Annotated in this window: 17 protein-coding genes; 9 read left to right on the top strand and 8 right to left on the bottom strand. The window is 41.6% G+C overall.

Going from position 1 to position 23,251, the window contains the following annotated elements; all coding sequences use genetic code 11:
* Positions 1–11: 11 nt before the first annotated feature.
* A complete protein-coding gene (locus tag P2W71_RS28605; RefSeq protein WP_276374984.1) occupies positions 12–1,082 on the bottom strand; it encodes an alpha/beta hydrolase-fold protein in 1,071 nt (356 codons plus the stop codon).
* Positions 1,083–1,485: 403 nt separating this feature from the next.
* On the opposite strand from P2W71_RS28605, the gene P2W71_RS28600 reads away from it, so the two are divergent.
* The 4 genes from P2W71_RS28600 to P2W71_RS28585 all read left to right on the top strand — a co-directional run bounded on the left by P2W71_RS28600 (position 1,486) and on the right by P2W71_RS28585 (position 6,664).
* Positions 1,486–4,116: an ABC transporter permease gene (locus P2W71_RS28600; protein ID WP_276374983.1), complete on the top strand. Its 2,631-nt coding sequence runs from the start codon at positions 1,486–1,488 to the stop codon at positions 4,114–4,116.
* A 39-nt stretch (positions 4,117–4,155) separates the two neighbouring features.
* Positions 4,156–4,503: a PadR family transcriptional regulator gene (locus tag P2W71_RS28595; RefSeq protein WP_276374982.1), complete on the top strand. Its 348-nt coding sequence runs from the start codon at positions 4,156–4,158 to the stop codon at positions 4,501–4,503.
* Between the two features lie 193 nt (positions 4,504–4,696).
* On the top strand, positions 4,697–6,133 hold the full coding sequence (locus tag P2W71_RS28590) for a S41 family peptidase (RefSeq protein ID WP_276374981.1): 1,437 nt from the start codon (positions 4,697–4,699) through the stop codon (positions 6,131–6,133).
* 159 nt (positions 6,134–6,292) lie between these two features.
* The gene (locus P2W71_RS28585) at positions 6,293–6,664 is read left to right on the top strand and encodes a nuclear transport factor 2 family protein (protein WP_276374980.1); all 372 of its coding nucleotides are present in this window, start codon (positions 6,293–6,295) and stop codon (positions 6,662–6,664) included.
* Positions 6,665–6,786: 122 nt separating this feature from the next.
* Here P2W71_RS28585 and P2W71_RS28580 read toward each other — a convergent pair whose 3' ends face one another.
* Complete coding sequence (locus P2W71_RS28580; protein ID WP_276374979.1) at positions 6,787–9,183, bottom strand: ABC transporter permease; 2,397 nt, start codon at positions 9,181–9,183, stop codon at positions 6,787–6,789.
* Between the two features lie 604 nt (positions 9,184–9,787).
* On the opposite strand from P2W71_RS28580, the gene P2W71_RS28575 reads away from it, so the two are divergent.
* Entirely contained in the window at positions 9,788–10,270 is a 483-nt protein-coding gene (locus P2W71_RS28575) for an SRPBCC domain-containing protein (protein ID WP_276374978.1), read from the top strand.
* Positions 10,271–10,442: 172 nt separating this feature from the next.
* On the opposite strand, the gene P2W71_RS28570 is transcribed toward P2W71_RS28575, so the two are convergent.
* The 4 genes from P2W71_RS28570 to P2W71_RS28555 form a co-directional block, all read right to left on the bottom strand.
* Positions 10,443–12,863 carry an ABC transporter permease gene (locus P2W71_RS28570; protein ID WP_276374977.1) on the bottom strand — a complete coding sequence of 807 codons (2,421 nt, stop codon included), beginning with the start codon at positions 12,861–12,863 and terminating at the stop codon, positions 10,443–10,445.
* A gap of 140 nt (positions 12,864–13,003) precedes the next feature.
* Positions 13,004–13,462 carry a DinB family protein gene (locus P2W71_RS28565; protein WP_276374976.1) on the bottom strand — a complete coding sequence of 153 codons (459 nt, stop codon included), beginning with the start codon at positions 13,460–13,462 and terminating at the stop codon, positions 13,004–13,006.
* A 60-nt stretch (positions 13,463–13,522) separates the two neighbouring features.
* Positions 13,523–14,467 (bottom strand): hypothetical protein, encoded by a 945-nt coding sequence (locus P2W71_RS28560; RefSeq protein WP_276374975.1) that lies wholly within the window; start codon positions 14,465–14,467, stop codon positions 13,523–13,525.
* Between the two features lie 47 nt (positions 14,468–14,514).
* On the bottom strand, positions 14,515–14,880 hold the full coding sequence (locus P2W71_RS28555; RefSeq protein ID WP_276374974.1) for a hypothetical protein: 366 nt from the start codon (positions 14,878–14,880) through the stop codon (positions 14,515–14,517).
* Positions 14,881–15,516: 636 nt separating this feature from the next.
* Here P2W71_RS28555 and P2W71_RS28550 point away from each other — a divergent pair.
* The gene (locus tag P2W71_RS28550; protein ID WP_276374973.1) at positions 15,517–15,978 is read left to right on the top strand and encodes a GNAT family N-acetyltransferase; all 462 of its coding nucleotides are present in this window, start codon (positions 15,517–15,519) and stop codon (positions 15,976–15,978) included.
* A 62-nt stretch (positions 15,979–16,040) separates the two neighbouring features.
* On the opposite strand, the gene P2W71_RS28545 is transcribed toward P2W71_RS28550, so the two are convergent.
* Together P2W71_RS28545 and P2W71_RS28540 are read right to left on the bottom strand one after the other, a co-directional pair.
* Positions 16,041–16,619: a class I SAM-dependent methyltransferase gene (locus tag P2W71_RS28545; RefSeq protein WP_276374972.1), complete on the bottom strand. Its 579-nt coding sequence runs from the start codon at positions 16,617–16,619 to the stop codon at positions 16,041–16,043.
* 229 nt (positions 16,620–16,848) lie between these two features.
* Positions 16,849–17,394 (bottom strand): PepSY-associated TM helix domain-containing protein, encoded by a 546-nt coding sequence (locus P2W71_RS28540; protein ID WP_276374971.1) that lies wholly within the window; start codon positions 17,392–17,394, stop codon positions 16,849–16,851.
* 341 nt (positions 17,395–17,735) lie between these two features.
* Here P2W71_RS28540 and P2W71_RS28535 point away from each other — a divergent pair, with 341 nt between their 5' ends.
* The 3 genes from P2W71_RS28535 to P2W71_RS28525 all read left to right on the top strand — a co-directional run bounded on the left by P2W71_RS28535 (position 17,736) and on the right by P2W71_RS28525 (position 23,251).
* Positions 17,736–21,176 (top strand): ThuA domain-containing protein, encoded by a 3,441-nt coding sequence (locus P2W71_RS28535; RefSeq protein WP_276374970.1) that lies wholly within the window; start codon positions 17,736–17,738, stop codon positions 21,174–21,176.
* A gap of 226 nt (positions 21,177–21,402) precedes the next feature.
* Entirely contained in the window at positions 21,403–22,521 is a 1,119-nt protein-coding gene (locus tag P2W71_RS28530) for a histidine kinase (protein ID WP_276374969.1), read from the top strand.
* Positions 22,522–22,528: 7 nt separating this feature from the next.
* Positions 22,529–23,251, top strand: coding sequence for a LytTR family DNA-binding domain-containing protein (locus tag P2W71_RS28525; protein WP_276374968.1), 723 nt, complete (start codon positions 22,529–22,531; stop codon positions 23,249–23,251).

The following is a 23,251-nucleotide window of genomic DNA, read 5'->3' as shown; positions in this document are numbered from 1 at the left end:
GCGAATACACTTTACTGTTCTCGGAACACCAGGTGTTGATTAAAAAACGGGAGCATGTTATCTTCCACACGACCGTGGCTAATCCAATTCTTGTCGTATGCACCACCATTGTATTCTTCGGCAACATGCTCGATACCGAGGTGATCAAGTTTTCGTGTGAAGGCTTGATTCGAGTAAATGTGACTCTGTGTTTGATCATAACGTCCCCAGTCGAATGCAATACCACGCATCTTCCTAAGGTTGCCTGCATATTCGTCTAACAACTCATCCAGGTGAAAACGGGACTGCAACTTTTTTAAATTATCTGGTTGAAGCTGCGGCTCTCCATTTTCTAACTCGACAAAAAAGTCGCAGTAAAAAGGTGGGCGATTCGGATTGGGCAAGTAAGCTTGCGACATGGCAACAAAGCCTGGCGCGTAATGATCACCCCACAATTCTGCAAATGATTTTGATTTATGAAGTCGACGCCAATCGACAACACCTTGTGGCGGCATCAGTCCCGAGCCGGTGCCCACAGGATGAAGGGCATACACGACACTAAATAGCTCAGGATAAAGCATTGCGAATTTCAATGCGCCATAGCCGCCAATAAATTCTCCGGCTAAACCACGACTATCGCGGTGGCGAATCGTGCGAAAATTATTATCAACAAAAGGAACCACTTCCTTGATGGTATAGTCAAGCCAACGTCCGCTCGTCGCCGAGTTTTCAAACCAACTACCCAACGTGGGTGAGCTGTAATTCGCAGCAACAAGAATGAACTCATCAATAATACCGTTACCAATCGCCCGGTCAAGCAATGGTTGAACTAAATTATCTACTGTAAACATGCGCTCGTTACTTCCTCCTAACGAATGGAAAAAATATATTACGGGATAGGCCTTCCTGCTTTCATGATATCCCGGGGGCAGATATACAGATATGCTGCGCTTCAAATCAATACCAATTCGGTTATCGCGTAAGATTTCCGAATTGATATACTTCGTCACTAGCGTCCCTTGTTTTATAACCTTGCTTCTGTCGATGCTTATCTCTTGAGCAGTGTCATCAATCCCTGACTGGCCATGAACCTGTATCACCATAGTCAGGGCTAAAATATAGCCGTACACGAAACATTTAAATTGCCGTCCGATCTGTAGGTTTTGACGCTTAGAAATCCTACAAATTAAATAGGCTGCCGGGAGGATGCTTTTGGAAATTTGGTCTAACATGGTAATCATTTTCATGTCCCTATCATTTACTCGAATCAACGAACTTGCAAGGGTAATGACTAAGTGGAATGACAACAGGTAGAAATTAGTTGATGAAATGAACTGACTGGGTGATTTGCGAATGGCGACTTGGCATCTTTTTCACTCCCATCTCCGCCTTAAGGCGCCGCGCCATCATTCAACAAAATTGTATGCAAGTGATCTTATGGTTACTTTATATAAAATTCTACAAATATGAAACATATGTATTACTTTCACGTTTGTAGAATATTGTATGCCAAAGCATTCTCCACCTAAATGGGCCGACCGCTTCCTGGAGTGGTATTGTAATCCGAAGTTGCTGGAAGCAATTCAAGGAGATGCATATGAGCTTTACCATCGAGCGGCAATCAAAAACAAACTCACCGCAGACGTTTTATTTATCTGGAACGTGCTGCGCTTCTTCCGCTGGTCAAACATCAAACGTTCATCAACCACTTCTCCCTCCAATCTTATGATGTACAAAAACTATTTCAAGGTATTCAAACGTGGCTTTGTAAAGCAAAAAGGATATTCATTCTTGAATGTTTTCGGCCTTGCAATAGGCATTGCCTGCTTTCTGCTGATCAGTTTATACATCCGCGACGAATACAGTTTTGACAGGATGCATTCAAAAGCTGATCGCATCTACCGCATCCATGAAATCTTTCAATCGGAAGGTGTCGGCGAAAGATCGGCAAGCCAGCCATTTCCTGTAGCCGAAGCGTTACTAAACGATCACGGAGCACAGATTGAAAAAGCGGTTCGCCTTTTCAATTTTCAGGCCCCTACCCTGGTGGTGTCTACCATCGATAATAAGAAAGAATTTAACGAATCGCGATTGTTTTTTGCAGACTCTACTTTTTTTGACGTCTTCGATTTCCCACTTATTCAAGGTAATCCAACGGCTGCACTGGCAGATGCGAGGTCAATTGTTATTACAGAAAGCATGGCTAAAAAATACTTCGGGGATGAAGATCCGATGGGAAAATTCTTGAAGTTTCAAGGTACTCAGAATCTGCTCGTCACGGGTATCATGCAGGATATTCCGCTGAATACCCATTTTCAATTTGATTTCCTGGTATCTTTTGCAACCCTTCATGACGTTTATGATCCTAGTGTTCCCCAGCAATGGCACTGGTACTGGAATCCGTGCTGGACTTACTTGCTAATGAAAGATCAGGAAGCGGCAGCCGCAGTTCAATCCGCTATGCCTGCATTCGTGCAAAAATATTTTCCGGAAATCGTCCGAAACGATGTCTCCATGGAGCTCATACCCTTAACAGATATCCATTTGAAGTCCCACATGGATTATGAGATTCAGCCCAACAGCAGTCTTACAACGGTATATGTATTTGCTTCCATCGCAGCGTTTGTGTTGTTAATAGCCTGCATCAATTTTATTAACCTGAGTACAGCGCGGGCAGCTAAACGTGCGAAAGAAGTTGGTATGAGAAAAACATTGGGTGGACAAAAAAGTCAACTCGTTTTTCAATTCCTCTTTGAGTCAATATTGTTATGCGTGATATCGGTCGTCATCGCCGTTTGCATTGTTGTGGTAACCCTTCCCTTGTTTAATGCTTTTGCAGAAAAGAAAATCGACGTGGCTATTCTTTTTGAATCATTTTACCCGGGATTATTGATTTTGCTACCACTCGCGGTTGGTTTTCTTTCAGGAATATATCCTGCTTTTATATTATCCTCTTTCCGTCCGATTACTGCATTAAAATCAAATGCCACCCGGGAGAAAGGTGCTGTTTTCAGAAAGTCATTGGTAGTAGTTCAATTTACGCTGTCGATTATTTTACTTATAGGTACAGGCGTTGCGATTGACCAATTAAACATGCTGCGAAATAGTGACACGGGCTTTCATCATGAAAATGTCATTATGATTCCGGTGTTGCGTTTACCCATTGCAAAAAACTACATGAGCTTAAGAAATGAATTTTTGCGAAACGAAAATACGCTTAGTGTTACAGCCGTTGAAGAAATTGTGGGTGCCAAACACCAGGTTGGAAATTATTTATTCGAAGGAATGGAAGTTTCAAAACCCTTTCCGAGGCTCAACATCAGGCATGACTTTCTGAAAACATTTAACATTCCCATTGTCGCAGGCAGGGATTATTCTGAGGATATGATTACAGATGATTCGCTTGCGTTGCTGGTGAATGAGACACTGGTAAAACAAATGGGATGGACTAACGAAAACGCAATTGGCCGAAAATTTTCTAACCGATCGAACAGAATGATTGTTGGCGTGGTAAAAGATTTTCATTTCACTTCCAGGCACCAGCCGATTCGGCCGCTGGTATTGGATTTAAACATACGCGACCAGGGCTTCGACACGTTCATAAAGTATATGGCGGTCAGGATCAGTGGCAGCAATGTTTCAGAAACGATCTCATGGCTGGAGAGTCAATGGAAAGCACAAATGCCGGGCTGGCCCTTTCAGTATTTCTTCCTGGACAGCGACCTTGAAAAGCTTTATAAGGCAGAAAACAAAATGAGTAAAATCACACTGATATTTTCGGGTCTCTCCATCCTTGTTGCATGCTTAGGTTTGTTTGGCCTGTCTACCTTCACGGCCGAACAACGGAAGAAAGAAATGAGCATTCGAAAAGTTTTAGGCAGTACGGATTATGAAGTATTTGTTTTGTTTTCAAAACAATTCTTCGGTCTGATCCTGATTGCGAACGTCGTGGCGTTTCCGCTCGCTTACATCGTAATGAAACAATGGCTGGCAGGTTTCGCCTACCAGGTAAATATCGACTTTAAACTATTTGCGCTGGCGGGCCTATCCGCTGCGGCCATTGCCTTTTTAACGATTTCATATCAGGCCTTGCGCGCTGCCCACAACAATCCCGCAGACATCCTGAAGACAGAATAACTTCAACACTTCGAACTCCAACACTCCAACACTTATAACATGAAAGGAACAAACCTCGGCGAACTGGAAGAACTTGTACTACTAACAGTAGGGGTACTCTACAAGGAAGCTTACGGCGTGGCCGTGATGGACGAAATTGAAAAACAAACCGGACGGACTCTTAATATCAGTGCTATCCATGCCGTCTTAAAAAGACTGGAGGACAAAGGTTTTGTTAAATCAGAAATGAGCGAACCCACGAGTGAACGTGGCGGCCGCCGAAAGAAAATTTTTATCCTTACCGCATCCGGAAGAAAATCGTTGGAAGAAGCAAATGAACTTCGCAACCAATTGTTTAATCAGATCCCGAAAATTGCATTTCAACGTAGTCTAAAATACCAGGTTTAAACTGGCGTAAAACATTCCGTCGGGCTTCAAAACGGTGGTGTCAACTATGAGCTGACTATCCCCATACACCTTTAAATTAAGATACGCCATTTAAAACCTGCGCAACGGGAACTTTTGAGCGCAAAAATTTTTTCCTAACATTTATGATCCTGAAATAACTTTTACCGTTATACCTCCATCCATCGATTAAAATATGAATTACAGACTCGTTCAAAAACTTCAGCAAAGCATTTTTTCAATACTTTTTCTCTCCATTTTACTGCTCGTTTCTGCTTGTGATCAGGATGATGATCCTTCACCCGACGTCCTGAACGAAGACAACGCCCATGTAAACGAATGGATTTACAAGAATATGGAATTCTGGTATCTGTGGTCTAATGAGCTGCCCGCAAATCCAGACAAAAATTCCAATCCTGACGAATTCTTTCAGTCATTGCTTTCAGACGATGACCGATTTTCATGGATACAGGAAAATTATCAGGATTTGTTAAACTCATTACAGGGTATCAGCAAAGAAGCGGGATTTGAGTTCGTCCTTTATAAAGAAGATGACAGCAACAATATACTCGCACAAATTCTTTATGTGAAGCCTGCGTCTCCCGCCGACAACGCGGGATTGAAACGCGGCGATGCGATTACGCATTTTAACGGTCAACAATTAAATACCACTAACTACCAGGATGTTTTAAAAGGGCTGGGTAACAGCACTTTTTCAATTACTTATAAACCGCTGGATATCGCACAAGAAACATTTGGCGAGGCGAAAACAATGTCACTGTCAACGGTTGTCTATACGGAGAATCCTAATTTTCTGAGCAAGGTTATTGAAGTCAATGATAAAAAAATTGGTTACTATGTGTACAATTTCTTTTCACCTGGTACCGGCACAACCGAAATTTATGATAACGAAATGAATGATATCTTCGCTGGCTTTAAGGCGAAAGGTGTTACCGATCTTGTCCTGGATTTTCGTTTCAACAGTGGCGGTTCTGAAGTGTCCGCCAACAACCTGGCAAGCCTCATAGTACCCAATGCAAACGACAAGATTTTCTTCAAAAGAGAATATAACAGCAAGGTGGAAGACGAAATATTGAAAGATCCAAATGCTGGTCCTTCCCTGTTGCAAAACAAACTCAAAGACAAAGCAGAAAATATCGGCAGTCAGCTTCCCGGCCGCGTGTATGTACTAACGGGCTCGCGGACAGCTTCTGCAAGTGAATTAATCATCAACGGACTGAAGCCATACATGGATGTATTTTTAATCGGTGATGTGACGTATGGTAAAAATGTTGGGTCAATTTCGCTCTTCGATGAAGAAGATCCTAAAAATACGTGGGGCATGCAACCTATCGTTGTAAAAGTTTCAAACGCTCTTAACCAATCGGATTACAGCCAAGGTTTTACACCTAACATTGAAAATAAAGACAATAATCTTTTCATCTATCCCTTGGGAGATACACGTGAAGAACTGCTGAGTAAAGCAATTGAGCAGATTACGGGTGTTCCAACCACCGGACGTAAAGCTCAGGTGGAAAAGAAAGAAATTATCGGGCATTCTCTGGATAACAAACGAAGAAGCTTTAACCTTACTGTGGAAGGTCCAATCCCGGCACGCGTTATAACACAATAATTATTGTTCAGACAAAATATTTGAAAATCCGGCGAAAGTTGCTCGACATATAGGAGAACAAACAACGCATGAATACTGTTGAAGCTTTCATAAGCGGAAGTCAGGACTTTTTTTCAACGATATTTTGAGATCGCTAATAACTTACAATAAACGTCAGCCATGGCTTCTGAGGACTCATTAATTGTTTTTTCACATCAGTGGGATGAAGCGATGGTTAGAAATAACGTGAGTGAAATAGATCAATATATGGCCGACGACTGGGTTATAGTTGGAACAGAAGGTGGAATCACACCTAAAGAAATATTTTTGAAGTCGATTGAAACTGGTGATCTCGTTCACACTAGAATGGACGCCGACGAAATACGGGTTCGCATTTATGATAACACCGGTGTCGTTACCAGCCGAGGTACAAGCAGCGGAACATACAAAGGACAACCCTTTAGCTTTCACGAATGGCAAACCAGTGTTTTTGTTTGGAAGCAAGAGTCATGGCAATGCGTGCATACTATGTTAACGCCCGCGATGAAATAATTCGGAGTATTTCCATTATGTAAAAGAGTCGTCTACCTATCCCGAATATAACAGCAACATTTTAAAACATGTTGGCAAGCGAATGCTTGGTTGGGTGAAATTACTTCGCCATCCCCTTGCTATCATTCATATCGCAAAGAATCCACCGGATTGTTTCTGGCTGATCGTACCGTATGATAACTGATGGTAAGCAACGCGATGGCTACTGCAATTACACCACCCAGGAAAAACAACAAAGGGTTGATGGTAATGCGGTATGCAAAGCTCTCGAGCCATTTAAGCAATAGCCAATACGTAACAGGGCTGGCAATAACAAAAGAAATCATTAGTAAGAATGTAAAATTCTTTGAAAGCAGCATCGTGATCTGGGCTTCCGTGGCGCCAAGCACTTTACGAATGCCAATCTCTTTAACTTTACGCGCAGTAGTAATGGCTGCTAAGCCGAAAAGACCCATGCACGAAATCAGAATTGCAAGGCCCGCCATGATTGCTACTACTGAACTCATCTGTTGATCTGTCCGATAAAGCTTTTCAAAATGCTCATCAAGAAATGAATAATCGAACGGATAGGAAATATGTTCATCCCATAATTTCTTTACGAAGCCAATCGCTTCCTCGGCGTGTTCACTATCAATCTTGACAGACATTTCATCATAACCCCATTCGGGATGCACCGACATTTGCAGGGTGTTTATTTTATAATGCAAAGAATTAAAATTGAAATCCTTGGCGACACCTATGATAGTTCCCAATGAATCATTATGATACCAACCATGTCCTGCAGGAGTGCCGATAATATCTTTGATGCCTAATTCTTTTGCAAATGATTCATTGATAACGAATGCCATGTCCTTATCGGTCACAATATCCTTTTTGAATCCCCTCCCCTCTTTCAACTGAATACCATATACGTCTAGGTATTCGTAATCTACATTTACATTGGATGGTGTAATGGAGAATACGCCTGTATCAGCTTTCACTTTAAAACCCGATTGATGAAAATTTTCACCAAGACGCTGACCACTCGCGGTAACGCCCAGGATGAGTGGACTACGTTTTAATTCCGTACGAAGCAACTCAAATTTTTTATTCGCTTCATCATTCAAATCAACCAACATCATTTGCTCCTTGTTGAAGCCAAGATCCTTATTCTGCATAAAGGATAACTGTTGTATGACGATCAATGTGCTCACAATCATCGCCAGCGCTAATCCAAATTGAACAACCACCATCCCGCTTCGGAAGACAGACCGCCCATTTCCTTTTTTTCCACCCTTAAGAACGCTTGACATATTGAATGATGTCATGTAAAACGAAGGATAAATGCCAGTAATCAATCCAAGTCCGATCGTTACAACAAATAGATAAATAATATTTATGGGTGACTCCAAAAATGTAAATAACGATAACTGCCTGTCGAGTGCAACATTGATTAGCGGGACAAATAGCAAGCTCAATGCTACACCCAATACCAACGCAAAGAAAGCAAGAACAGTCGACTCAAAAATAAATTGCAAGAACAGTTGCAATTTCTTTGCTCCTACCGTTTTTCGAACCCCGATTTCTTTCCAACGGTGTGACGCCCGCGCTGTCGTGAGATTCATAAAATTCAGGCCGGCAATAAGTAAGATGAACACGCCCACGATTGAGAATACTTCCAGGTATTCGCCGTTAAATTTCCTGTAATTATTATAATCGTGTTCTATATCGGTGGAGCTAAGATGTACATCAGTCAGCCGTTGCAGAAAAAGCGTATAAAATTTATTGATGTCGGGATTGTCCATATGCCTGCTCATGAATGCGGGAAATTTTGATTCCAGCGCTTTTATGTCCGCGTTGGAATTAATGGTGAGATAAGTGTTCAGGAAATTGCTGCCCCATTGATCATTAAATTCTTTTCGCTCGGCTGTAATGGAGGTCATCGAAACAAGGGCATCAAACTTCATGTGAGAGTTCTCCGGCACTTGCTTCAACACCCCCGTCACTTTATATTCTTTCCCCTGAAATGTTAAAGTGTTATTAATGGCTTCCTGAGCGCTATTAAAAAACTTCAAAGCAGTTTGCTCTGTAACCATGATGCTATAAGGAGCATCAAGTGCCGTTGTACGATCGCCAATCAACACTTCAAAATCAAAAATTTCCAGAAACGTGCTGTCTACCGTTGCAATGTATGGAAGGAGAAAGCGCTTGTCTTCTCTTACTAATAACTGCTTTGGGCGACACATGAATCGCGCATAATTGCTCACTTCAGGAAAATCCTTCAACATCGAGGGTCCCATACCGGGCATGGAGAGGGCTACCTTTTGGAGGTTCGTTCCCGGAAAGTTCTGCACCTCATCAAGCCTGTAAATGGTGTCTTTCTTTGCATGGAATGCATCGAAGCTTTTTTCATCCTGAATGAAAAGGTAGATCACCATGCAAGCGGTCAATCCAATGGCCAGGCTGAAAATATTGATAAAAGCGTACAATGGACTTTGGCGTATGTTACGCAGGGCGATGAGGAGGTAATTTTTAATCATAAAACGAGGGGAATAAACTAAAATACTGATAAAAATTCAGAAGGTTACGGCGGATAAGAATTTTATTTGAACCCCTGAACTAATGCGTTGCACATGTTCATACCCGCTTGATGATAAATTTGCGCAACAAATTCAGCCGACCAGAATTATAACGGTATGCCTATGCATACAAAGCAAATCCTTCTAAATAAGAATAAACTGGGTCAAGGATTGTCGTATATCCACCCTAAGATAGCCGTAATTACACCGCCTCCCTTTCTGATTTACACCATATGTTTGTATCAGAAAGTCAGACGGTAAATATTAACATAACTGTCAGGAGGTACGGGAGGGAAATTCCACGGCTAGATTATCCTGCCTATTTCGGAGCCATGCTTGCGGCGTTCAAAATAGCGGGGTGTTTATGATAGGCTTTCAAAAACAGAATGGTATCAGAAACCATAACTTATACGCTTCTCACGGCTAGTAATCCGGGTCATATCAGCATGATCTTGAATGCTTGTTGAACATTCAAATTCTTAACTTGTTCAAATTAAGACAAGCTTGTAAAATACGACCTTGTCCTCGACCGAAATTAATTATGTTAAACCTAAAATAATCGATTATGGAAAGGCACCAATTTAAAATCACACTTGATGCTCCACGTGAAAGGGTTTGGGAAATCCTGTGGGGTGATGTAACGTACAGTGAATGGACTTCAGCTTTTGCCGAAGGGTCCCGTGCTGAAACGGATTGGAAAAAAGGAAGTAAGGTTCTTTTCCTTGATGGCAAAGGTCAGGGAATGGTCTCCAAGGTCGCTGACAACATTCCGAATGAATTCATGTCTTTCCTACACCTTGGTGAAATTATAGATGGAAAGGAGGACATGAATGCAGCAAAAGAAAAAGGCTGGGCAGGTGCTACTGAAAATTACACCTTAAAAAATGTAAATGGCAAAACCGAGTTAACCGTTGACATGGACGTGGCAGAAACCTATAAAGATTATTTTCTCGAAACATGGCCTAAGGCGTTGCAGAAGTTGAAGGAATTGGTGGAGGGAAGCGAATTTGTCGCTGAAGACGGTAAGTCGAAAGAAACATATCGATAATTACTTAGAAATTTAATGCAGAGCGTTGACAGATTTCCTTCTGATCAGTCAACGCTCTGTTCAAGCCTCGCCTCCAAGCAGAACAGCTTAATGATTTATGAAGTATGGATTCAGCCGTGCATCCGGCAGCTTCATAAATGAAAGGATTTATCTTTGCATAAAGCAAATTAAACTACTCACTTCTCAAAATCGTCGCTGGATTTACATGAGCAGCTTTTAAAGTCTGACTGCCGATCGTCAATGCTGTAATGACTAATGCAACGGTTGCTGCGGCTAAGTAGGTCATTACATTCATATCAACATGGTATGCAAATTCACTTAGCCATTCATTCATGAAATACCACGCCAGCGGCCAGGCCACTGCATTGGCAATTAGAACTAAAGTAAAAATTTCTGTTCCTAACAATTGAAGAATGCTCGCAACTGGAGCTCCTAGGACTTTTCTGATACAAACCTCTTTACTTCTTTGAAGGGTGTTGAAGGTTGCTAATCCGAATAATCCCATAGAAGCAATAAAAATAGCCAGACCCGCAAAAATGATGAACAACTCATTTTGATTTTTTTCACTCGTATATAAGTACTGGTAGCGTTCATTTAAAAAGCCGTATTGGAAAGGTCGATTAGAGACAAATCGACTCCATACTTTCTCCAGATGTGCCAATGCTTCTTTGATGTTAGATTTTTCTAGTTGCACAGAAATTCTGTAAAACCGCTTTTGTCCGTGAAACACCACAGGTACAATCGGCTCGTGAAGTGATTCAAAATGGAAGTCTTTAACCACGCCGACAACGGTTCCCTTGACGGACCCATTCTTTAACGCCTTGCCAACTGCTTCTTCATTGCTCCACCCAACCATGCGCGCAGCAGACTCATTAATAATAAAAGCAAGCGAATCATCTGTCTTTATTTCGCGTGAAAAGTTCCGACCACTGAGCATAGGAACTTGATAAGTATCAAAAAAATTAGGATCTACACTGACATCTTTCATTGAAATTTCCGTTGGCACCAAACTATCGCCTCTTTCAATCCACGTCCCCTGGTAAGCCAATAACCTATCCGTTGGTACAAGACTGGATCTGGTCGCATTGATGACTGCAGGATTCTTCGTCAACTCGTCATGAAAAGCTTCGAAACGTTCCATGAGTTGTTCGTCATAGTCAATGGTCACGACCTGATTTTTCGCATAGCCTAATTCGCGATTATTCAAGAAAGTAAGTTGTTGATAAGTGACCAGTGTTGCAATGATCATGATGATCGAAATTGAAAATTGAATAACGACCAATACTTTGCGAATGTTGCCCGCACCTTTTACGGAGCCAGCTCGTCCCTTTAAGATGAGTGATGGTTTAAAACCAGAGATGATAAAGGCTGGGTAAAGACCAGCAATCATTCCGATCACAATTATAAATGCGAGAACCACAAGCGTCGTGCTCACATTTACATAGTCCGAAAATTGTATGGACTTATTCGTAAAATCATTTAACCACGGGATGGCCATCGTTACAATGGCAACTGCTAGTATCAAAGCTGACAAGGCGGTTAAAGTTGACTCACTAAGGTGTTGTGTAATTAATTGTTTTTTAAATGCGCCCACAACCTTTCTTAACCCAACTTCTTTCCCGCGAGTAGAAGCCCGGGCCGTAGATAAATTAATAAAGTTAAAACACGCAATCAGAATTAAGAATATACCAATAGCTCCCATGGTATACAACTGATTTATATTTCCGTTTGCCTCAAGTTCAAAATCAAGATGGGAATGAAGGTGAATAGATGTGAGTGGTTGCAGGAAAAGATTTGTCCATGTATGAGGAAGCTCAGGATTTCCCTTTTCGCCCATATGTTTGTCGAGAAATGCAGGAAACTGGGATGCCGTCCTGTCGGGATCAAAATCATCATTAACGAGAATATATGTGCTAAAGGTATTATTTCCCCAACTACGTCCTTCCAATCTTTCCCTGCTATATACAGCATCGTCATTGAGGGTTGAAAATGAGATCAGTGCATCAGCGTGCCAATGAGTTTGTTTTTCGAAATCTTTAAATACACCTACGATCTCCAGAAAAACCTTGTCAGCTTTTATTTGCTCTCCGATAACATCCAACGTACCAAAGTACTTCATTGCTGTGGCCTCGGATATTAGCATGGTGTATGGTTTTTCCAGAGCAGTCTTTGAATCGCCCGCAACTATCGGGATCGTAAATATTTTAAATACCGACGGATCTGCGTAATAAACATTCTCGATATTTAAATGCTTTCTGGATTCTCCGCTTTCTTCTCTGCTCAAGGACTGATAAAAACGAAAAATCCTTGCGGATTCAATAATGTCCGAAAAATCATTTTTCAACAGCGGACCGAACGGTGGTGCTATTAGACCAAGATGCAAGCTTACACTTCCGTCAGGAGACAGGAAATTCCTGGTAACACGAAAAATACGATCGGCGTTTTCATGATAGCGATCGTAACTCAATTCATCATGGATAAAAATAGCGATCAACAGACTCCCCGCCAAGGCCAACGCTAGCCCTGATATATTAATGGCACTGACTAATTTATTACGTGTAAATAAACGTATCGCGATCTTCAGGTAATTCAAAAACATGCAGGGTAAAGGGTATGAATTGCCTCTCTACGAATATGGGGCCAGACCTGTTTTACCTATACCGCCAAAAGAAACATGCAACTGGAATTGTACGATTTGAACTATTTATGTCCGATAGTGAACTAACTTTCAAATCATATTATGGTACCGTATTTCAATGTTAATCCCAGTTGTCCTGCGTGATAGGCTGTATGCGACATAATTCTGCCAAGCGCTTCTGCTTTTGTTTTAGTACCGAATTCTTTTGTGATGATTGTTTTAATCCAATCATCATCGTTTTGTGCTTCAATGATTTTTTTTAATTCTTGGGCAGCTTCCTGCTGATAAATGATAAGCTCTTGCAAGTTTGTCCATTCACCTGTATCGTGCTGAGCAATCACAGTTTTAGCTTGAACTCTCAGGTCTATCGCACCAAAAACATTTTTCGCAAAGAGAAATTCTACATCGCCGACGTGGCGGATCAGAAAGCCAGCGCTGTTCTTCGTGTTTTGCAATTTCCGTTTCAGATCCTCTTCCTTTATGTCTTTCAGAATATTGGTAAAGCGGGTTCGTGCTTCTGCCCAGGTTTGGAGATAGAGGGTTGTAGTGCTCATGCTTTAGTGTTGAGGTGTTGAGGTTCGAAGTGTGGAGTGGGGTATAATTTAACCTTTGTACTAGTAAATTTTCCGATTTGACTCCGGTGAATAAAACCGCATCACACGTAAGGCTCTTAGGGTGTTCCAGCGGCTGGGCTCGCCGGCTTGCTCCATGTCAAAGTGGACTGCCCCGGGATGCTTTGCCGGAAGTTTCCATTGTCCTGTTTGCGTTCGCTTGTCGAGAATGACCTGCACAGCGTCGCTCATTCTGCTGTCGTACTTCAATCGTTCTGCCTGAAAGTAGTCCATTGCCTTGAGTATATCATAGTACCACCGGGGGGGATAATAAAGCTTTAAAAAATTTTCATTAATGATTTCTCCGGTTTTATCGGAACGGAACAGTTTGTGCATCAAAATAAATTCCTGGGATTTCTTTTTTGCCTGCCGAAGTTCTTTTAATCTGTAAGTGTATCCATTTCTTTCATATTCAAAAATTCCCTCCAGGATAGAAAGAGTAGTATGCAACGAGCTATGTACTGCCCCTCCCCGGTTTGACCGACAATTGAAACCTCCATCAGCCATCCATTGAGAAAGAATAAAATCTACGATTGACCTAAGAGATTCTTCTTTCGCCATAAAATAGCATGCATAATTTAAGACCATTCCATTAATACACACATCGCTTGCGGCTATCTCACGATTCGGGTTGATGCCGCCGTCTTGCGCCTTCTCGTTCTGTAAGATTAGGGCTACAGTTGCCTTGATTTCTTTGTTGGCCGGAGAAATACAAAGATTTTTTAAATCCAGCATCGTGTAATGTGTCGACGTCCATTTCGGTTGATAAAAGCCCCTGCCCCAGTGACCGTTCGGGTTTCTAAATGAAAGAAATTTCTTTCCCCACCCCTCCTGTTCAATCCTTTTTTGAAGGCGGGGCTTGTTAGTGTCCAGAAGGTCTTTATAGGTTTGATATTGGATGGACACATCACCTTCTAAAAGCCACGATGTTATTTCGTTTGTGTTCATTGCTTACCTGACTTCTATTCAAAACAGTTTATTTTACTACAATCTTTCTATTTCAACAATATATACAAGGCCACAGCTGCCATTGGGACAGCTCTTAATAAAATAGGGGCTAATGTATTTAAATGTTTTACTCTTCGGACTTGAAAGAACAGCACCAACGTGGTAGCTATGCAAAAAATCTGAATGCCTATCAATAATACTGGTTTGTATCCATGGTTGCCCGTGTAAAGTAAATATAAAAGGATACCAAAGGCGAGCAATGATGTACTAATCCACATCGCTTTAGGAAGTATCACGAACGCCAACAACTCTGTTAGCCCGGGGTTTTCATTTTCTGACCATTGTATCATCACCGGTCTATAGGTATACATGAAAAACGTTAAAGCCAAGCCACCCAGTGATATCTTGATCACGTTTGAATCTAATTTTAAAGCCATCAAAATTATTCCGACCAAAAGCCCAACAATGAAAAATCTTTCGATCAGGGAAAGATGTCTTGTGACCTTTACAATGAGCGGTAATTTAAGTGAAGCCATTCTTATATACTGAACTTCGATTTTGAACCCTGCAATTTGAACCGTCTGGAACGCGCTTTCCTAAGGTATACCTTATGCATATTAGGGCAAACTTCACTTTTCGACTGGTTTGTGATATGACGAATCTTATATCTGAATATGATTATTGTCACTAGCCATGTTGACATGCGGTTTGCCATCTGGTTTTTTTCATTCAAACTGCAAATTGTTTTGTCATTTTTTTTATCTTGTATACTCAATTTCCATTCTTTAGACCTCCTTTTCAACCCCGTATCCCGAATGAATGGCTCAATGTAGATTGACTGTAGGATGAGTGTAAGACGACTGAAGGATGGACAAAACTAACGGCCAGCTACCCTGAAGCTAACCCTCATCTCAGTTAAGGTGTTGCCGTTTCGATTCCAGGGCAAAAGCTGCAATGCCGATACCTTTTTAAGCTCCTTGAGATCAACAAATATTTTTGTCGTTTTTTTATCCAATTAATCGCAATATCCGTAATGGTGTAAAACAGATATGGTAGAATTAATTGAATACGCCGACAAATACGCCACAGATTTCAAACGGATAAACCTTGAATGGCTGGATAAATATAATCTTCTTGAAGAACCAGATCTTATGATGTTGAATGATCCTCGGGGCAAAATTCTCGATGGAGGCGGCGCAATTTATCTTGCCAGAGTCGACCACGAAATAGTTGGAAGTGCGGCCCTTATTCACGAACACAATGGCATCTTTGAACTAGCAAAAATGACTGTCATTCCCGCCTGGCAAGGAAGAGGTGTAAGTAAACTGCTATTGGAAAAATGTCTGGCTATGGCCCGATCGTTGAAAGCAAGGAAAATTGTTTTATTTTCAAATCATCAGCTACGCCCAGCGCTAGGGTTGTATCAAAAATATGGATTTCAATACGTGGAAGTCACCGACAGTCCCTTTGAAACTGCCGATGTAAAAATGGAGTTGGAAATCGGTATCTGATTTCCGGTAAAAAATACCTGCCAGAATCATTGAATTCCATGTCCATTGTACACCACAGGCAGTTACTTCTTCACAGCAATCACAATACCGGTTGCCCAAACTTGTCTCGTCAAAATTAGGTCGTCCCTGCTATCCAGGCAATCAAGGAGATTGATTGCCTTAGCATGATGACCTTCCGGCCAGTTCGGCTGAGGCAACATATCATCAATAATGTAAAGTCCTCCTTTATTCAACATCGACAATGCTTCATCCAGCATCAGATATTTACCGTGCCATGTATCGGCGAAAATGTAATCGAACCTTTGCTCAGCATTGTTGCTTATCCACTCGCCGCCATCCGTTGATACTAACGTCAATCGTTTATCACTGCCTAGAAATCTGTTTGCTATCTCCAGCAATTTTTGATCATTGTCGATAGAAATTAATGAAGATCCATCATCCATCCCGTCCAGTATCCACGAAGTCGACAGGCCAGTGCCTGTTCCAAGTTCTAGAAACTTTCCTCCAGGCTTCGAAGCGGCCAGTGTTCTTAAAAGCGAGCACGTCATCATATCGGACGCCATTGAAAATCCTGAAGCATTTGTTGCTTCAAGAATTTGATCATAAAACTTTGGCTTCGCGTGGTTAATTTCTTGAGTCATGGGAGCTGGTGTTTTTTTTAAGTATTCCAGGAAAGTGATACCTAAAAGTAGTGCGAACCACCATGAGAACTTTCGACTTTTGTACAAAAATTTAAATCAAAACAACACCCTGGATTCAATCAATGATGCCGAATACAAATTCGCTTAAAGGTCGTTTTGACAAAATAAAAAATTACAAGCTAACGTTAGCTCCGACAGTGGCCCGGTTAGCAACGTGGCCTGTGTGGTACTAGCTAATTATGAAAAGAAAGATCAATGGAAACACAATGCCAACAACAGCAAGCTTCCATCCTCTTTTACTGAAGCTATTTTTCCCACGCTCAATGAACATTCCTGTAATAGCGATGGTGAGCATACCTAGTCCAAATACATCTGAATAATAGATCCACCATTTGCTGGTGTCCAGGTGCAACTTAGTCATGTGGCCCAGCAACGGAATGGTTTTATAAGTCTCAATCTTACCTTTACCTGTTGCTATATCTACCTGTACATCATGATTTGCATAAGATATCTTGAGCATGCTCCCTTCAACAGAAAATCTTCTAACATCATCGTCAATATGCTGTTGCTGCGAAAATGCGGCAATGAATGCTTCATTGATAACTTCCTTGGTTGCAGGAACGGGAACAACAATTTCCTTAGACTCATAGGTGTAACGCCTCGGATTAAAATCTTGCCGGTGATTTAAAAAAATGCCGGAAATAGAAAAAGAAATAATCAATCCTACATAAAAGTAAGCGATATCACGGTGGGTGTTACGGGAAGTTAATTTCATGGGAAAAGTTTCGCAAATAAAAACAGTTTTTATGGCGATAGCTATTTTTGAGATAATTTTCGGCGACCATCTCACTTCTGGATCCAATGCACATGCGATTACATAAAGGGATCCGGCACTTCCATTTAATTGGCCATATAGTACCTCCAGAGATCAGGCCTTGCGGAATTTATATTCAATAGAAACCGCCAGTAGTCCCTACGCTTAGTCCGAACTTGTACCAATATTCCAAATAATCTTACGGATGGCCATTGTACGTCGTACCACCGATGGAATACGCATACGATATTTTTATTTATGCCGATAGATTGATATTATGCATAAGAATGATTTATTCCAATATGATTAAGACGGCCGTCACCCGCTTTAACCTGCTGATTGCACTGAATATTGCTGCTGTGCTTTGCGGGTGCGCTGATTTTGAGCACAAACCTTCCATCCTGATCGTCACCAAAACAAAAGGTTGGAAGCATACTTCTATCGACGCGGGTGTCGAAGCTCTTCAAAGACTTGGCGCTGAAAATAACTTCACCGTAGATACTACAAAAGATAGCAAGCGCTTTAACGATGAGGATTTGAAGCGATATGATGCCGTTGTTTTTTTGAACACCACCGGCAATATTTTGAATGCCGAGCAGCAAGCTTCTTTTGAGCGATACATACAAGCCGGCGGTGGTTTCGTTGGAATTCATTCTGCTGCCGCCACGGAATATGAATGGCCGTGGTATAACAAACTCGTTGGAGCGCATTTTGCAAGTCACCCCATTAATCCAGGCACACGAAAAGGTGTAATTGATGTTACCAACAACAACCACCCGGCTACTGTTGGTTTACCCTCCCGCTGGGAACGAAATGAAGAGTGGTACAACTTCGGAACGTTTTATCCCGGTATAAATGTGTTGGCACAACTGGATGAGAACAGTTATGAGGGCGGTACCCATGGAACCTATCACCCCATTGCCTGGTACCATGAATACGATGGTGGCCGGTCATTTTATACGGCGGTCGGTCATGAGAATTCAAGTTTCAGTGAACCACTTGTTGCAAAACATATTCTCGGCGGAATCAAATATGCCATGGGCGATGGTAAAAAAGACTATAAGAAAGCTCGTGCAGTTACAGTACCTGAAGAAAACAGATTTGTAAAAACAATTTTGGTAAATGATCTGAATACGCCGATGGAATTGGCAGTCTCTAAGGATGGATTAGTTTTCTTTACAGAATTGCGGACCGCCAATCTTTACGTGTTCAACACTAAGACCGGAAAAAATTCTATAGCGCACAGGTTCGATGTCTGCACACGCGGAGGCACCGGTCTCATCGGTCTGACACTGGATCCGAAATTTGAATCGAACCGGAATCTATATGTCTACTATTCCCCGCCGATAGAGGGCGAGCCGATATATTTTCACTTATCACGTTTTACTGTAAAAGTTGATAACACGCTGGATATAACATCCGAAAAAATTTTGTTGAAGGTACCGGTGGAGGAAAACAGCGGTGCGCATCATGGCGGCTCACTGGCGTGGGATAAAGAGGGTAATCTTTATCTTTCGACCGGAGACAGTTCTAGTCCCTTTCCTGCTAATGGGTATGCACCCCTGGATGAAAGACCCGGAAAAGAATTTTACAGCCTTGATGCCCAACGATCTTCGGCAAACACAAATGACTTGAAAGGAAAAATTCTCCGCATTCACCCCGAGCCGGATGGTACCTATACCATACCCGAGGGAAATTTATACGCAAAGGGTACAGAAAAAACACTCCCTGAGATTTATGTAATGGGTTGTCGGAATCCATATCGCATTGCGGTCAATCCAAAAACTTCAGTTTTATACTGGGGCGAAATAGGGCCCGATGCCGGCAAGGATAGTATTCAGGGCCCTCGCGGGTACGATGAATTCAATCAGGCAAAAGAACCTGGCAATTTTGGCTGGCCATATTTTGTAGGAAACAACGAAGCGTATTTTGACTGGGACTTTGCAACCAATACGGCCGGGGCGCGCTTCAACCCGGCGTCACCCGAAAACATTTCGCCGAATAATACCGGCCTTACAAAATTAAAACCCGCTATTCCGGCCATGATCTATTACCCCTATGAACCGTCGAAAGAATTTCCAGCGCTGGGCCAGGGAGGAAGGAGCGCTATGGCCGGGGAATTTTATACTTTTAGCAAGGCTGCAGATTCAGAGAACAAGTTTCCGGAATATTACGATGGTTCATTGTTCGTGTTCGATTGGATGAGAAATTGGGTGCTGGCGCTTCGGTTTGATCAGAATGAAAATTATTTATATAGCGAACCATTCATGGCTACCACAGGTGACTTCAGACGACCTATCGATCTGGCGTTCGGTAGCGATGGGGTTATGTACATGCTGGAATATGGTTCTGTCTATGGTGCAGACAATGCGGATGCGCGGCTGGTAAAAATCGAATACAATACGGGCAACCGTGCCCCTATTGCAAGCGCTGGTATTCCAGATCCTGAAAATGCCAATTGGAATTCCAAAGTCTTTCTCACGAATGAACAATCGACCGTACAGTTAAAAGAGATCGAAGGCGAAGCACCGCTGAAGATCACTTTCTCAAGTGCTAATTCAAGAGACCTGGACGACGATGACGCGCTTTCGTATGAATGGACGTTTGACGGAAAAATAAAGTCTTCTGATCCAAATCCCACGTTTACCTACAATGCCCATGGTAAATTTCATGCTATTCTTAAAGTGACAGATAAAAATGGCTCGACCGATACCGATACCGTGGTAGTTCTTGTTGGCAATACAAAACCAACGGTGTCTATTGTATCTGCTGATAACAAATCCTTCTATTGGGATAATAAACCATTTCGTTATTCAGTAAAAGTAACAGATAAAGAAGATCCTGTCATTGATCCGTCGAAAGTTTCGCTAACCGTTACCTATAACCCTGACGGCGGAATGCAGTCGTCGTCGGAGACAATCGCACGACCTAAGCTAATTCAAACTGCCGAACCCATACCCTTGGGCTACGCCAAGATACTTTCAAGCGATTGTAAAGCTTGTCATACCATTGATAAAAAATCAGTTGGCCCAACGTATACCGCTATCTCCGAGCGTTATAAAAACAAGACCAATGCTTTAGAAACACTTTCAAAAAAGATTATTGCCGGTGGCGGTGGAAACTGGGGAACAGAACATGTAATGAGTGCTCATCCGCAGCTCTCCGCCGACGATACTAAGCAAATGGTTCAATTCATTCTATCAATCACAGATCCGAACATAAAACGGAAGTTACCATTAACAGGTGCCGTAAACTTCACATCACATAAACCGAACGAAAATCCTGGCATCTATACCCTTACAGCCAGATATACCGATCAAAACGCTAACGGTGCAACCACCCTTTCGGATAATGAGACCATCCTATTGCGAAGTGCATCCATGAGGCCCATCGACGCTGATGCCCACATCGGCATTGATCGTTGGGGAAATGCGTTTGGGAGCGCAAAAAACAAATCATATATATTCTTAAAAAGCATCGACCTTTCTGGAATAAAAAATATTACCTACGATTATGGATCGGAAAGCCGGGGCGGTGAAATCGTTGTAAGGCTGGAATCACTCGCAGGCCCCGTCATCAGCAGAACCAAGTTTGAACCAACGGGTGGCGAGGAAAAGCGTAAAACCATTTCTTCTGCGTTTGATATGCCGGTTTCCGGCAGGCATCACATTTATGTTGTTATTGAAAACAAAGAAAAAACAATGGACGATTTATGTAAATTATGGTCCTTTACGTTTAATTAAATTTAAGGTTTTCTGCTTTTAAATGATCGTTTCGTCAACCTTAGTGATCGTGAAATAACGTCAGGGCTGGAATATATAGGCTAGAATTTGTTGTTCGTCAATTAATATGAGCCGGTTGTCAACTTTACATCATTGCAGCATGTAGTTAGCAGCATTATCCGGTTCTTTTAAATATTTTCACATTGGAGAGATTTTGTTAGCAACTGCTCCACCTAAAGATTTGTTTATGGCCGAACTGGGCAAAGCCAAAACCAATTGGCTGATCAAATACAAACTCTACCATCTACCCTTTTGGTTTGTTTATCATTATCTCTGGTGGTCATTAATTACAGGAAGCTTAACTGCGCCTGCGAATGCACTAAACACACCATACGCTTTTAAATTTTTGTTCTATGTAACCTTTCAGGCAATCGGTGTCTATTTTAATCTCTACTTTTTGATTCCAAAATTTCTGGAAAAAGGAAAGTACGTAACGTATGTTGTATTGGTATTCATCACCATTATTGCCGTTGCAGCCCTTATTGTTCCTGGATATTATATCAGTACATGGGTCTCAGGAAAAACTTTCCAGGAACTATTTAACATGGGTCCAGACTTCTTCTTTCTTTTTAAAAACAACTCTCTGGCATCATCAGCGGCAAGCATGACCTTAGCCATGAGCATCAAGCTTACCAAGAACTGGATACAAAGTAATCGCAGACAGCAAGAGCTGGAAAAGGAAAAGCTTGAAACCGAGTTGAAATTTCTCCGGTCACAATTCAATCCGCATTTTCTTTTTAACACCATCAATTCAATTTTTTTCCTGATCCATAAGAACCCTGTTTTAGCTTCTAACGCCTTGGCAAAATTTTCGGACCTGCTCCGGTTTCAGTTGTATGAATGCAATGAAACGCAAATTCCCTTGAGTAATGAATTGACATATCTCGAGAATTTTATTGAACTACAAAAACTCAGGCAAAGTAAAAATGTTGATGTCGTTATAAACATGGATCATCAGCCGAAGCAGCATCTTGGCATTGCACCATTCATGTTAATTACATTTACAGAAAATGCCTTTAAACATTTATCAGATCACGCTGACAAACCCAATTGGATTAATGTTAGCCTTGAACTACGAGGCCTTGACCTGCAATTTAAAATTGCAAACAGTGTAGCTGCGATTAAAGAAAATGATGTGGTAAGCTACAGTGGATTAGGATTGAAAAATATAAAGAGAAGACTCGACTTGATTTATCCGGGCCAGTATGTATTAAATATAGATCATGATGCTGACCAGTTTGAAGTAGAACTCAAACTGAGATTATCAGAGATATCAGATCTGCAACCTATTCACAAAAGCGCATAATTGTCAAATGGAATCTGCTTTAAACTGTGTAATCGTTGATGATGAACCTTTGGCAAGAGAGGGAATAAATACTTATGTACGAGAAATAGATTTTCTTCGGCTTGCCGGCACTTGTGAAAATGCGATCGAACTAATGAAAGTAATGGATCAACAAAAGGTTGATCTGATTTTTTTGGACATTCAGATGCCCAAAATGAATGGGATGGATTTTTTAAAAATCATGAAAGATCCTCCTATTGTAATTATTACTTCGGCGTATCCCAGCTATGCATTAGAGAGCTTCCAATTGAATGTGCTCGACTACCTGCTTAAACCCATCACCTTCGATCGGTTCTGCCAGGCTGCAAAAAAAGCCAAGGATTATTTTCAGCTATTATCCGGACAAGCGTCTTACGCAGATTCCAAGCGTTACTTCTTCATCAAATGTGAAAACAAATACGAAAAAATATTCTTCGATGACATCCTTTATATCGAAGGCATGCAAAATTATGTAAGGATCTATACGTCAAAAGGAAAATATCTAACCCTGCTAACACTGAAAGACATCGAACAAAATCTAATCAAAGAATCGTTTTTACGTGTTCACAAATCCTACATTATCAATGCTACCAAAATTGATTCAATAGAAAAACACGAGATCAGTATTCAGTCTGCGAGAATTCCAATCAGCCGTAATTTCAGGGACCAGGTAATCGAAAAAGTATTGAATGACAAGTTGTGGAAGAAATGA

Origin of the sequence: Chryseolinea sp. H1M3-3 (assembly GCF_029360725.1) — a bacterium.
GTDB lineage: Bacteria > Bacteroidota > Bacteroidia > Cytophagales > Cyclobacteriaceae > Chryseolinea.
This window is presented reverse-complemented; position numbering and strand designations above follow the sequence as displayed.

Coding starts and splice junctions, on each gene's coding strand:
- P2W71_RS28575 (WP_276374978.1), top strand. CDS start 9,788: ATGGAAAGGCACCAATTTAAAATCACACTTGATGCTCCACGTGAAAGG.
- P2W71_RS28605 (WP_276374984.1), bottom strand. CDS start 1,082: ATGGTGATACAGGTTCATGGCCAGTCAGGGATTGATGACACTGCTCAA.
- P2W71_RS28540 (WP_276374971.1), bottom strand. CDS start 17,394: ATGAAATTAACTTCCCGTAACACCCACCGTGATATCGCTTACTTTTAT.
- P2W71_RS28585 (WP_276374980.1), top strand. CDS start 6,293: ATGGCTTCTGAGGACTCATTAATTGTTTTTTCACATCAGTGGGATGAA.
- P2W71_RS28545 (WP_276374972.1), bottom strand. CDS start 16,619: ATGACTCAAGAAATTAACCACGCGAAGCCAAAGTTTTATGATCAAATT.
- P2W71_RS28530 (WP_276374969.1), top strand. CDS start 21,403: ATGGCCGAACTGGGCAAAGCCAAAACCAATTGGCTGATCAAATACAAA.
- P2W71_RS28525 (WP_276374968.1), top strand. CDS start 22,529: ATGGAATCTGCTTTAAACTGTGTAATCGTTGATGATGAACCTTTGGCA.
- P2W71_RS28580 (WP_276374979.1), bottom strand. CDS start 9,183: ATGATTAAAAATTACCTCCTCATCGCCCTGCGTAACATACGCCAAAGT.
- P2W71_RS28595 (WP_276374982.1), top strand. CDS start 4,156: ATGAAAGGAACAAACCTCGGCGAACTGGAAGAACTTGTACTACTAACA.
- P2W71_RS28550 (WP_276374973.1), top strand. CDS start 15,517: ATGGTAGAATTAATTGAATACGCCGACAAATACGCCACAGATTTCAAA.
- P2W71_RS28600 (WP_276374983.1), top strand. CDS start 1,486: ATGCCAAAGCATTCTCCACCTAAATGGGCCGACCGCTTCCTGGAGTGG.
- P2W71_RS28590 (WP_276374981.1), top strand. CDS start 4,697: ATGAATTACAGACTCGTTCAAAAACTTCAGCAAAGCATTTTTTCAATA.
- P2W71_RS28565 (WP_276374976.1), bottom strand. CDS start 13,462: ATGAGCACTACAACCCTCTATCTCCAAACCTGGGCAGAAGCACGAACC.
- P2W71_RS28560 (WP_276374975.1), bottom strand. CDS start 14,467: ATGAACACAAACGAAATAACATCGTGGCTTTTAGAAGGTGATGTGTCC.
- P2W71_RS28535 (WP_276374970.1), top strand. CDS start 17,736: ATGATTAAGACGGCCGTCACCCGCTTTAACCTGCTGATTGCACTGAAT.